Annotated in this window: 9 protein-coding genes, 1 pseudogene and 1 CRISPR repeat array; all 10 genes and pseudogenes read right to left on the bottom strand. The window is 68.8% G+C overall.

Features of this window, described 5'->3' with window-relative positions:
- Positions 1–284: IS5 family transposase (locus tag ACFXGN_RS32560; protein WP_384866009.1), on the bottom strand; the 284-nt coding region annotated here is incomplete at its 3' end.
- A 283-nt stretch (positions 285–567) separates the two neighbouring features.
- Entirely contained in the window at positions 568–1,038 is a 471-nt protein-coding gene (locus ACFXGN_RS32555; RefSeq protein ID WP_384866007.1) for a cupin domain-containing protein, read from the bottom strand.
- Positions 1,039–1,264: 226 nt separating this feature from the next.
- Complete coding sequence (gene cas2e, locus ACFXGN_RS32550) at positions 1,265–1,618, bottom strand: type I-E CRISPR-associated endoribonuclease Cas2e (protein WP_384866005.1); 354 nt, start codon at positions 1,616–1,618, stop codon at positions 1,265–1,267.
- Positions 1,615–2,609: pseudogene (gene cas1e / locus ACFXGN_RS32545) on the bottom strand (type I-E CRISPR-associated endonuclease Cas1e). Before cas1e ends, cas2e begins: the two are co-directional and overlap by 4 nt.
- Complete coding sequence (gene cas6e, locus ACFXGN_RS32540; protein WP_384866003.1) at positions 2,606–3,385, bottom strand: type I-E CRISPR-associated protein Cas6/Cse3/CasE; 780 nt, start codon at positions 3,383–3,385, stop codon at positions 2,606–2,608. The pseudogene cas1e and the gene cas6e overlap by 4 nt, the downstream one beginning before the upstream one ends.
- The gene (cas5e, locus tag ACFXGN_RS32535) at positions 3,385–4,101 is read right to left on the bottom strand and encodes a type I-E CRISPR-associated protein Cas5/CasD (protein ID WP_384866001.1); all 717 of its coding nucleotides are present in this window, start codon (positions 4,099–4,101) and stop codon (positions 3,385–3,387) included. Before cas5e ends, cas6e begins: the two co-directional genes overlap by 1 nt.
- Positions 4,098–5,294 (bottom strand): type I-E CRISPR-associated protein Cas7/Cse4/CasC, encoded by a 1,197-nt coding sequence (cas7e, locus tag ACFXGN_RS32530; protein ID WP_384865999.1) that lies wholly within the window; start codon positions 5,292–5,294, stop codon positions 4,098–4,100. The genes cas5e and cas7e overlap by 4 nt, the downstream gene beginning before the upstream one ends.
- Positions 5,291–6,007: a type I-E CRISPR-associated protein Cse2/CasB gene (casB, locus tag ACFXGN_RS32525; RefSeq protein WP_384865997.1), complete on the bottom strand. Its 717-nt coding sequence runs from the start codon at positions 6,005–6,007 to the stop codon at positions 5,291–5,293. The genes cas7e and casB overlap by 4 nt, the downstream gene beginning before the upstream one ends.
- Positions 6,004–7,668, bottom strand: a complete 1,665-nt coding sequence (casA, locus tag ACFXGN_RS32520) for a type I-E CRISPR-associated protein Cse1/CasA (protein WP_384866013.1) — start codon at positions 7,666–7,668, stop codon at positions 6,004–6,006. Before casA ends, casB begins: the two co-directional genes overlap by 4 nt.
- 7 nt (positions 7,669–7,675) lie before the next feature.
- Complete coding sequence (cas3, locus tag ACFXGN_RS32515; RefSeq protein WP_384866011.1) at positions 7,676–10,612, bottom strand: CRISPR-associated helicase Cas3'; 2,937 nt, start codon at positions 10,610–10,612, stop codon at positions 7,676–7,678.
- 307 nt (positions 10,613–10,919) lie between these two features.
- Positions 10,920–11,496: direct repeats of the CRISPR family, unit length 28 nt; unit sequence CTGCTCCCCGCACGCGCGGGGATGGACC.
- Positions 11,497–11,502 lie beyond the last annotated feature (6 nt).

Genomic DNA, 11,502 nt, shown 5'->3' with positions numbered 1-11,502 from the left:
GTCCACTCCACGGCTCCGACGGAGTCGTCCCGGACCTGGACCTGCTCGAGCAGACGAGCCCAGGTGCCGTCCGCCTCCCAGCGGGCGAACCGCTCATAGACCGTCTGCCACGGCCCGTAGCGCTCCGGCAGGTCACGCCACGGCGCACCGGTCCGCAACCGCCACAACACCCCGTTGATCACCTGCCGGTGATCCCGCCACGGCCGCCCACGGCCATCAACACCAGGCAACAGAGGCGCTATCCGCTCCCACGCCACATCCGTCAGCTCACCACGACCCACCACAAGATCAATTATCAGACAAGTCCTAGGACTCCCCGTCTCTCTCCCCGCCGACGCATCCCGATCGCCGCGCCGAACGCGAGCGGTGCGCGGCCGTCGCGCACGACGGTGGTGGTCCGCCGCTTCGGCTTCCGCTGCCCGCACCTAGGACTTGATCGGGGAGCGGCACCGGCCCGGCGGATCACAGCGGCACGGACGCTGTCGAGGGGCGTCGGCCCCTGCCTGGTCGTGCTCAGCTCGGGGAATGTGCGGGCGGCGAGCGCGGGGCGGGGCTGCTCCTGAGGTGCTACGGCATCTCGAAGTCCTGGAGGTCGAAGCCCGGGGCGACGACGCATGTCACCAGGACCGGCTCGTCACCCGCAGGTCCGGCGCTCTGCCAGGCGCCGCCCGGGACGAGGAACTGCGGCTGCTCCCCGTGCTCGATCCCGTTCCCCACCATCACCTCGGCCGCTCCGGCTTCGTCCGGGGCGCCACCGTGCCCGCCCAGCCGCAACCGCAGCGGGCCACCCCGGTGCCAGAGCCAGAGTTCGTCCGAACGGACGCGGTGCCAGCGGGAGACCTCGCCGGGATGGAGCAGGAAGTAGATCCCGGTCGCGAAGGCCCGCGGTCCGCCGTATCCCTCGGGGACCGTCCCTCCCAAGGTCTTCCAGGTCTCGCGGAACCAGCCGCCCTCGACGTGTGGCCGGAGGCCGAGAAGGGTGACCAGTTCGGAAGGGTCCGACACGGGGGTGTCCGGAGTGTCAGCGGTGTCTGCCATGGACACACACCCTCGCGCATGGTCGCAAGCACTGCGGGGACGTCGAGGAACCCCGCGCAACGCGTCGGCCGACGCGGTCTTTCCGGCAGAGTTCCGGGCTGGTCCGGAACTCTGCCGCGAGGCCGGGTTCCGGGTGGTCACAGCATCTGCTGGACGCAGTAGCCGAGGAGACCTGCAAGGGTGAGGCCGGTGCCGTGATTCGCGAGGGATTCCCCAGATCGTCGCTCTAGCGTGCGAAGCGGCGTCTTTTCGATGCCTTACTCCATCCGGGCTTACTTGCTGGGGCCTCTGCCGCTGAGTTCGCCTTGTGTACGGGGCGGTGAATAAGGGTCAGGCCGTCGTGGTCGATAGGGCGCCAGGCGTGGTCGAAGGTCTGGAAGGTGTATCCCTGTTCATTGTTTGTCGTATGGGCTAGCAGGGCTCTCCCCTGGTCGGCGTACTGTTGGATCTCGCTCCAGAGGATGTCCCGGATCCGCGCCGAGGGGTTTCCGATGAAGACGCCGGCTGAGATCTCAAGAAGCCATCGGGTGAGGAATCCTCGGAGTGCAGCTGGGCAGTTGGTCAGAACGATGACTGTCACCAGGTCAGAGCCAATTCCTCGTAGGGGCTTTCTGCGCTGCCACCGTAGTTCACGCCAGATGGCACCTGTTCGTTCTTGTCGCTCTGAAGATTGACGACGTCCCAAGTGGCTGACGGATCTGTCAGGGTGGTTTCGTTGCTGCCAAGAAGGATCCGTTTGATGTCGTCGACGCAGCGTTCGAGCAGTGCCGTCTCGTGAATGCGGTCGCGCAGGGCCCTGCGCGTTCGGGGAGCGATGTCCTCCTCGCCTTGGGCCGCGATGTCGAAGGCCAGAGGGATGCCGATTTCTGTCTTGTAGAGGTCGGCGATGTCCAGGACGAAGGAGAGTTCGTGTCCCGAGTGGACGAACCCGAGGGCCGGGCTGCACCCCAGTGATGTGACGACGGCGTGGGCGATGCCGTACATGCACTGGGCTGCTGCGGTGATCGCTTGATTGACCGCGTCGCCGGCGGCGAAGTCGCCGGGTACGTATCTGCGACCGCGCCAGGGAACTCCGGTGCGCGCGGCCTGGGCGTGGTAGCACTTCTTGACGCGGTCGCCCTCGTAGCCGAGGAGTTCGCGGCGGGTCAGTCCGCTCGGGTCCTCCTCGGGGAATCTGAGCTGGTACATGGCGCGGGCGACGCTGAGGCGTGAACGGTTGTTGGCCCACTGGAGGGCTTGGGCCTCGGCGAGTGCTGAGGACCTGGTCAGGGCTCGGCCGCTGGCGTAGTAGCGCACGCTGCGCTCCCGCTGCGCTCCCCTACCCAGGCGACCGCTGCGCCAGTTTCTCCAAGGACGCTCATCGCCTGGTGGGTGATTCGGGTGCCTGGGCCGAGGAGCAGGGTACCGATGGTCGCGGCGGGGATATGGGTGGTGCCGTCGGCGTCAGAAGCGGTGATGGCGTTCGCGTCCCGGTGGACCGTGCAGCGCTCCAGGTAGACGAAGGAGAGGCGTTCACTCGCGCGTGTCAGCTCACGTGGGGTGAGCGCGCCGCGCCGGGAGATGGAGGTCAACGGGCGGCCTCGGTCGGGAGGGGTGCGAGTGTCATGAGGCCGCAGCCGTATGCCTTGGCTTTCCCGAGGCCTTGGGTGAGGGTGCGGCGCATGAGGTCCGGGTTGGTGACTTCGAGGCGGCCGTCGTACGTGGCGGTGACGAGTGTGACGGGGTGGCCGCGTCTCGCGCTGGTGGTGCGGGATTTGTCGAAGTTGATGGTGCGTGGGTCGCGGACTGTCAGTTCGTACCGGTCGCCGTGGTGTGGACGGCCCTGGTGAGTGGTTCCTTCGGGCAGGAGCCGGTTGTGTTCTGGTTTTTCGAGTACGCGGAATCCGCTGCGGTCCTGCCGGTCGGCGTCCAGGAGCCAGCTCATCTGGTGGTGTGGTGTCAGGTGGGCGGTGCGTTTGCGGGGCTCGTCGTCGGTGCGGCGGATGTGGTGCACGGGGTTGGCGGTCAGCCGGAAGCCCCATCGGTCGCCTTTTGCCAGGCGTTCGAGGAGCGGGGTGTAGGGGTGGGTCTGCCAGCCGGTCCCGTCGGCCAGGGTTGTCGGCCATCCTGCCTGTTCCACCAGGTGGGTGAGGTCGGGGGTGTCGGGGCTGACGAGGTAGAGGAGTACTTCTCCAGGGGCGTTGTGGTCAAGGCGCCACAGGACGCGGGGGGCGTCGGTGGCGGGCTGGCTGGTGGGCAGCAGGGAGGGGAACGATGACATGACGGCGGCGTGCAGGACCTGGTGGGAGGAGAGCAGGCGTCGGGCGCCGGTGCGGGCGGTGTTCACCCGGAAACGGGTCAGATACATCAGGGGCTCTCCTGGAGGAGCGCGTCGAACGGGTCGTGCTGAGGCGCGGGGGCGCCCTGGACCGGGACCTGGACTTCGGTGCGGGTGACGGGGCGCAGGGTGTGGCGCAGGTGCTCGGAGGCGAAGCTGAGGGGCTGGTCACGCAGGGTATCCGTGGCACCGGTGGTCTGGTGTGATTCGTAGAGGATGGGTAGGGTCACGGTGGTTTGGCCGGTGTGGCGTTTCTTGTGCCACTCGGATGCCTGCCAGGGTTCCTGCCTGAGAGCCTGAAGAAGGTCCAGGCCGGGGTGGAGACCGAGTTCGACTGGTTGTGCCGGGGGGCAGGAGCGGCGGCCGAGGAACGGTGGGTAGACCGGGGCACGGAGCGCGGTGTGAAGTTCGGTGAGGAGGTCGAGATGTCCTTCGAGGGCGGCGACGAAGACGGCGTCGGCGAGGTAGAAGCGCTCGGAGAGCGGCATGGACTTGCCGGTGTCCCAGTTGATGGCGGTCTGGAAGTCCCGTAGCCGGGTGCCCGGCTGGTCGGTCCGTACGCCGAAGCGGAGTGCGGCGAGGGGTTTGAGCTGTTCGTCGTCTCCGCGCTGGATGCCGGTTGCCGCGGCGAGGAGACCGATGACGCCGCTCTTGGTCGGGGCGGATTCGGTGGTGCGGCGGGTGAACCTGGCGGTGGCCCCCCAGGACTGCAGGGGGCCGGCGAGCTGGAGGGTCAGGACGCTCATGCGGGGGCGTCCAGGCGCTGGGCGACGGCCTGTCCGACGGCGGTGGTGAGGTCGCGGAGGCTGTCGGCTTCGGTGCCGAGCCCGCTGAGCTTCTGGGTGTTCGGGCCGATGCGCAGGATCCAGGTGAGGGTGGAGGCGTCGTCGCCGTACTTGGCTTCGATGTCGGGGATGTATTCGGCGAGGCGCTCGGAGGCTTCGCGGACGTGTCCGACCTGGTCGCCCCGTACGGCTTCTTCGAAGGCGGAGACGAAGCTGATGGGGCGGGTGGTGCGGAGCTTGACGATCACAGCCTCGGGGAGCGTGTGGTTGCCGAAGGTGTTGATCTTTCCCTTGGGGAGGGATTCGACGAAGCTGCGGAGGAACGCCTCGACGGCCCGGCGGACCGGGGTGACTGGCGGCTCGTCCTCGCGCAGCCCCTGCCCGAGGGTGGCCGCGAGCTGGTGCACCCCGAGGGCCGCGTACCGGTAGAGGGTGGCGGAGTTGAAGTCGACGGTGCCGATCATCCCGGCGCCGGGCTCGTCGTCCTTGTTCTCGTCGTCGACCGCGGTGAAGTAGTCCGACTCGTTGTCGACGCGGTGGACGCTGATGGCGTGCGCGACCTGTACGGCGGCGTCGACGTTGATGTCGGTGACGTCGGCGACCATGCGGCCGAACAGGGCGACGTCGACGGAGTGACGGGTGTCGGCGAGGGCTTTGGCCCGGTCCTTGTTCTTCTTCTCCTTGAAGAACGCCTTGCCGTCGGCCGCGCCTTCGAGAGCGAGGCCGGCCAGGCCGTCGAGCTGCCGGGAGCTGAGGAAGACCAGGTACTTGGCTTCCGGCAGCGGCTCGGGTCCGTCGTTCTTCGCCGCGGCGTCGGCCTTGCGCCGGGGGACCTCGACCTTCAGGCCGGCGGCCTGGACGGCCTCGGCGGCCAGCTGCTGCGCCGGACTTCCGGTGAGGGAGGCGTCGGCGGCGGCGATGCGGTCGGCGATCACCTCGACGATCTTCTTCGTGCGGACGCCCAGCTCATGCGGCTCGAGGAGCTGGGCGTCTCCGAAGTAGGCGCGGGTGGCACGCTTCCATGCCTGGCTGGAGACACGTGCACGAGGCACCCCGCCGTAGACCGCACCTTTGGGGGCTCCGGTGTCGTCGCGGTTGAGATTGCTCGGCGGGACGGTCTGCAGCGCGTGCACGTCAAGGTAGAAGCGGTTCACGAAGCGTCCTTGTCAGGGAAGGCGAGGGAGCTGGATACGAGGTCAGGGCTGCCAGGAGCCACCTCTTCGGGGGCAGTGGCCTGGCTGGGTACACGGTCGTGGTCCTTCCAGGCGTGGAAAGAACGGCCCCACGCCAGACGGACCCGTTCCGCTCCGCCGGGCCACTGCCACTGGTAGAGCTGTCCGGCGAGGAGGCCGTAGTCGAGGCTGACCTCGTCACGGCGCAGAAGGGTGACGATCTCCCGGAGGTGTCGGGTGAGGGCGGCCAGGTCGGGTGCGTTGCCGGCACGGACGAAGCGCTTGCGCAGACCGTCGTCGATGTCGTTGGCCGGCATCAGACGGTGGACCGCGGCCCCCAGGCCTCTCGGGCGTTCCCGCTTGTGGAGCTCGTGCATGCCACGGCTGCGGGACTGCTGGTGGAAGGCCCACAGGGTGAGGCTGACGTGCAGGGCGTCCTCGGCCCGTGCCAGTTCCGTCTCGCTCAGCGGAGCGCCGTCGCGGCGCACGCCGTGGAGAAGCTGGGTGTCGACGAGATCCCACAGGTCCGGTGTCTGTCCGGCGGGCTTGCCCGCTCCACGCCGCAGCCGGGCGAGGGCAGCTACCGCTTTGGCCTCGTCGTTGAGGTATCCGTGCTGCCATCTGCTGATGAGCTGATGGGAGAGCTGGGCGACCAGCTCGCCGACCGGGTTCAGGCCCTTGCTGGCAGTGGTCATGCGTGCACCTTCAAGGAGGGTTCCGCCGTCCCGTTCGTGTCGGACGGGAGGTCAGGTGGAAAGGTCTGGCCCAGGCATGAGCGCAGGCGGGCCTGGAACCATCGTTCGGCCAGGCCGGAGTTGAGCCACACGTCACCCTGCTTGGACGTGACCGTGCGTCCCTGCCATGCCGCGTCTCCCGCGCCGGTGATCATCTCCCTGCCGAGACGGGAGATGATCGTGTGGGCCTGGGCCTGCCACTCGGCGCGTGCGTCGAGGGGATCGTCGGCCTCACCCAGGGCAGCGAGCCAGGCACGGTAGGGGCCTTCCAGTTCCCCGAACCCACGGTCGCGTGCCACCTGGCGGGAGGAGGTGTTCTCCGATCCGGCCGCGCGCGTGAGATCGGTGGCGAGATCGCCGAGGGTGTTGACCGCTCTCTCGGCGTCCCCGACCGCGTCGATCGCCTGCTGCGCGGCCTCGCGGTCCTGCTCGTGCAGCAGGATCACGTCCATGGTCAGGTGGTCGTCGACGGCCTCCTCGATGACGGACTGCTGCGTTCCGTAGACGGTGCCGACGATCCGCGCCCGGACGAGGAACCCCTTGCTGAGCTTCCTGCGTGTCACCAGACGGGCCACCCAGTCCAGGATCCCGGGCCGCAGGTAGGGGGACACTCCACTGGCGTCCGGCTGGTTCTGGACCCGGTCGGCGATCATCGATCCGAGGCCACGCCACGCGGACCGTGCCGGATCGTGCTCGCGCGGCATGTACACGAGCGGCTCGCCGTGCTTCTTCTCCTGTGCCTGGCTCCTGCGCCAGGCGGTCATCGGCTCACGGGTGTGCATGTTCCGGGCGGCCAGCGGATCGCCGTAGCCGAGGACGACTCCGTGCACTCCGTCGGCGTCGGCGTGCAGGCGCAGTCGCCGACTCTGCCACGTGTACAGGTCCCGCAGCCCGGCAGGGGTGCGCTCCCGTCCCTGGGGTCCGTCCGGTTCACGCCTCCACACCGGCAGGTCCTGGCCCCCGCCGTCAGGAATGCTGCTGGTATCCGCTGCCACGAGGTTGAGCAGCAGCGTCTCGCGCAGGTCGCGTCCTTCGACGAAGACCCCGCCGAGGCACCCGGCCCATCCGACACCCAGGGGGTAGACCTTCCCGCCCTTGGCGCGGGCGTCGCCCACCATGCCGCTCTTGATGCCGGAGGTGTCAAAGGCGTGTGTGTGGACCACCCACCGCGCGGCTTCCGCGAAGCTGAGCCGGTCGACAGCGGGTAACCGTGCGGAGAGGAACGGCTCGCCGTTGGGGACATCGGCCACGATCCTGTTGAGCGAGGACACCTCGTCCTTCGCGGTCCGCAGCCCCGCCGTCTGGAAGAACGGCGCCTGAGCGTCCAGCAGGTCGAACCTTCCGCGGTGGGCTTCAAGGTATTCGGACACCACATCGAAACACCGGGGGTCGTCGCGCAGCCCGACCCAGTGGTCGATGTCCTTCGGGCCGTCGACGGCGTCGTGGGCGATCGCGAGCAGCAGCCGCAGCAGAGCGAACTCCTGCGTCGGCAGATCACCCGTGATCCGGCGCACCTCTCCGGCCCGCGTGAACACCTCACGCAGAGACAGCTCCCGCTCCGTGCCGTCTATCTCCACGGTGATCCACGGCTGAACCGTCAGGTCGAACGACAGCTCCCGCATTTCCGCGTCACGCGCCTGCGTCACGGGTCACCTCGAGTCCCTCGATGTTGGAGTACCGAAGCGAGAAGCCTGCCAGACGGGTCTGACAACGCTCGTCCAGCTGCAGAATCAGCTCGCCCGCGAGCCATGCGCTCTCCTTCGACTGCCACGCGTCGACGACCAGACCCTCCAGCTCGGCGATGGCCCGGTCCATCACCTCTCCCGAGAACTCGTAGGGAAGACGCAGCCCGCAGGCCGCAGCCACACGAGCCGCCCGAGGAGCAGGAACCTGATCCTGCGGCAGCTCCAGACCACCCGTCTCCCGGCCCTTGCGGTCCTCACCAAGCCACGGAACCGTACGCAGCCGCCCGTCGCTCTGCCTCTGGACCACGATGACCTCAAGGCTCTCCCGGCTGTCACGGACCTGGGCCCGCCCCGCCCGCGTGTCATCCGCGTCCCCCGCCCCCGCGGCCACCCACCCGATAAGCGGCTCACCCGGATCACGGACGACACCGAGCCGGAACACCGCAGCCTTCTCCCTCTGCGCGGCACGCTGCCTCTCCTGCAAGACCCCCGCCGAAGCCAGAGCCTGCTCCCACCCGTCGGGCACCTCTGCCGCCTCCGCGTACGCGCCGTGCACCAGCACACTGATGTCCTCCGGAAGCCGCACCGGCCTGCCGCCCCCGCCGCCCAGATGCGGCCCCAGAACCGCCGCCGCCCTCAGCAGTGGATACAGCCCATACACAGCGACCGACCCCCGCACCGGCACCGGAATCCGCCCCGCCCAGTCCGCCCCCGTCACCACACACCGCGGCTCCCGCAGCCTCCCCGGCCGCTCCCCCTGGCCCATGCCGCGCTGATGACGGTGCAGCCGGCCCATCCGCTGCAGCAGAAGATCCACCGGGCACAGATCGGTGACCAGCACGTCGAAATCCACATCGAGAGACTGCTCCGCGACCTGACTGGCCACCACGACATGCCGCCCCCGCGGCCGTTCCACTCCCGCACCAGGGGGACCGAACCGGCGCAGAAGGTCCTTGTCGATCGCCGCACGGTCCAGATCGAGAAAACGGGCATGCGCGACCGTCACGGCATCATCACCGAACCGCTCCCGCAGAACCCGCGCCGTCTCCATCACCCGCTTCACCGTGTTGCGCACCACCAGCGCACACCCGCCGTCCGCGAGCTCCTCGCCCAAGCGGTCCGCCAGCAGGTCCAGGCCGTCATCCAGACACTCCAGCCGCACCGGCACACTCCGGCCGGACGCGGGCGGACGCCGCACCACCGGGACGCCGCCCGCGGCCACAGCCGTCAGCAGCGGGTACTCCACCGCTTCCGACACCGTCGAGAACGCACCATCCACAGCACCAGCCGCACCAGTACCGGCCCCGGCGTACGCCCCCACCAGCTCACGCCGACGCCCTGCCGGCAACGTGGCCGACAGAACAACCACCGGCACCCTGTAGGCACCCAGCCACGACAGCACACGGTCGAGATACACACTCATATACGCGTCGTACGCGTGGGCCTCGTCGATGACGACGACCTTCCCCGCCACCGCCAGGTGCCGCAGCGCCAGGTGCTTGCTCTTCAGACCCGTGAACAGCAGCTGGTCCACAGTCCCCGCCACGAACGACGAGAGCATCGCCTTCTTCCGGCCCCGCAGCCACGTATGGGCCACAAGCCCCGCCTCAGCCTCACGACACGACCCCGACCCCGAATGCCTGCGGTCGGCGTCCACCTCCACCGCCTCGACACGACGGCCACCACGCATCAGCTCGGAGAAGTCCTCGTTCAACGCAGCCTTCGAATGCGCCAGCAGAACCGAATGAGACCGGCCCTCCAGGGAAGGCAGCCGCTCCAGCCACCGCAGCAGCCGGGGAAACATCGCGTTCCCCGTCGCCATCGTCGGCAGAGCGAAAAACACACCGCCCGCACCCGACCGGGCAGCGAACACCTCCGCCACAGCCAGCGCCGCCTCCGTCTTCCCCTCACCCATCGGCGCCTCGATCACCATCAGCCCCGGCGCCTCCAGCGACCGCGCCAGCTCAACCGCCGCCACCTGCACCGGACGCACCCTCGCACCCTCCGGCAGCGCGAACCTCGACGCGAACAACTCCTCCACACAACCCACCGGATCCACAGGCCGCCACGGGCCCGGCAGATCCAGTCCCTCCCACGCCGCAGCCACCCGCTCAGCCCCACTCATCGGCACATCAAGCGGGTAATACGGGAAAAGATCCGGATTGCTCGCGATCCAGTCCGACACAATCACCACAGCCGTCAACAACACCTGCACCGGCTGCGGAAGCCTCACCGAACGCCACAGCCCAAACCGCTCACACACACCGAACTCCGCGGCACACGCCTCCAGCAGCTCCCGCTGCACACGACGCCACACCGCACGAGACTTCCCCGACGACCACAGCAGATGCCCCCGGTTCTCCAGCGCACCGATCTGAGCATCCTCCGGAGGCACCCCGTGATGCCCGCCCACCACCACGGTGAACTGCCAGCACGCCTCCGGCTCCCAGCCGAACTCCTCCTCCAGCCACTCCCCCAGCAGAACCTGCCCGGCCAGCCCGTGCGGCGCCATCCTCCGCTCAGGACCCATAGCCCCCTGCGAACGCATCCCCAGACCCACACCACGCATCACGTCCGCCAAGGACTCCACCTGACAGGCGAACGCCGGCGTCGCCTTCCCGATGTCATGCACCCCGGCCAGCCACACCGCGAGCCGCCGCCCATCAGCCTCACCCCCCGGCAACGCCTCCCCGATCAGACGGCGCACACCCACCGGCAGCCAGTGATCCCACAGCATTCCAGCGACAGCAGCACTGTCCTCCAAGTGCTGCCACAACGGCAGCCACCCGTCCGAGCCCCTGTCATGCTTCGCCCACAACGCGAGCACCGGCCCGCCCAGCCTGCTACGGAGACCCGAACGGCCCTCCCCCTCACTTGCCATGAAGTAGAAGTACACCGTCACACAGAGCGAAGGAGCACCCTCCCGAAAACTTGACGGACAACACCCCTGGGTTTCCCAAATACAGACACACCACAACCACCAACCACGTACCGTGAACTGGTTACACACCGCCCAACGGGCCTACCTCCCCTCCCGAAGCCCTGTTCACGTTGTACAGACCGGACCCTGGATAATGGGCGACCGACCTCCCCCGATCGACACTTTGCCTGCTCTGGGCTCTTTGCCGGTTTCAGTGAAAGTGGTTCAGAACCAGCAGCGCCTGCGATAGAACTGCAGGTCAGCAAGACTGCTCCCCGCACGCGCGGGGATGGACCCGCGCCGCGCAGGACCGAGCGGCACAGGACGTCCTGCTCCCCGCACGCGCGGGGATGGACCCTTCGGACGGTCCCGCGCGAGCAGATCCAGGCGCTGCTCCCCGCACGCGCGGGGATGGACCTGGGGCCGCACCAGCGCCGCCCGCTACATCGAGCTGCTCCCCGCACGCGCGGGGATGGACCCCCCGTCCCCGGTGTCCTCGGGCTGTCAGTGGTCTGCTCCCCGCACGCGCGGGGATGGACCCGACATCAGGCGGATGGGCGGCTGCGAGACGTGCTGCTCCCCGCACGCGCGGGGATGGACCCTGCGCCGGGCACGGTCCGGCGCCGCCCGACAGCTGCTCCCCGCACGCGCGGGGATGGACCCGCGAGAGGCTGTGGATAACCAATCGTTCTGCTCTGCTCCCCGCACGCGCGGGGATGGACCCTCCCCGACCTCCTCGGCCAACTTCGCCCGAAGCTGCTCCCCGCGCCCGTGGGGACGGGCCGGATTTGCCGACGCTACCTACTGGGAACGCACACCGCTCCCCGGCGCGCCCCCTCTCGATTGACGGC

It is taken from the genome of Streptomyces sp. NPDC059247, assembly GCF_042754005.1.
Taxonomy (GTDB): domain Bacteria; phylum Actinomycetota; class Actinomycetes; order Streptomycetales; family Streptomycetaceae; genus Streptomyces.
Note: the sequence above shows the minus strand (reverse complement) of the source record. Positions and strands in the feature narration are given on the sequence as shown.

What these genes read in the sequence shown, in the direction of transcription:
- ACFXGN_RS32555 (WP_384866007.1), bottom strand. Translation starts at nt 1,038, where the DNA reads ATGGCAGACACCGCTGACACTCCGGACACCCCCGTGTCGGACCCTTCC.
- cas6e (WP_384866003.1), bottom strand. Translation starts at nt 3,385, where the DNA reads ATGTATCTGACCCGTTTCCGGGTGAACACCGCCCGCACCGGCGCCCGA.
- cas5e (WP_384866001.1), bottom strand. Translation starts at nt 4,101, where the DNA reads ATGAGCGTCCTGACCCTCCAGCTCGCCGGCCCCCTGCAGTCCTGGGGG.
- casB (WP_384865997.1), bottom strand. Translation starts at nt 6,007, where the DNA reads ATGACCACTGCCAGCAAGGGCCTGAACCCGGTCGGCGAGCTGGTCGCC.
- casA (WP_384866013.1), bottom strand. Translation starts at nt 7,668, where the DNA reads ATGCGGGAGCTGTCGTTCGACCTGACGGTTCAGCCGTGGATCACCGTG.
- cas3 (WP_384866011.1), bottom strand. Translation starts at nt 10,612, where the DNA reads ATGGCAAGTGAGGGGGAGGGCCGTTCGGGTCTCCGTAGCAGGCTGGGC.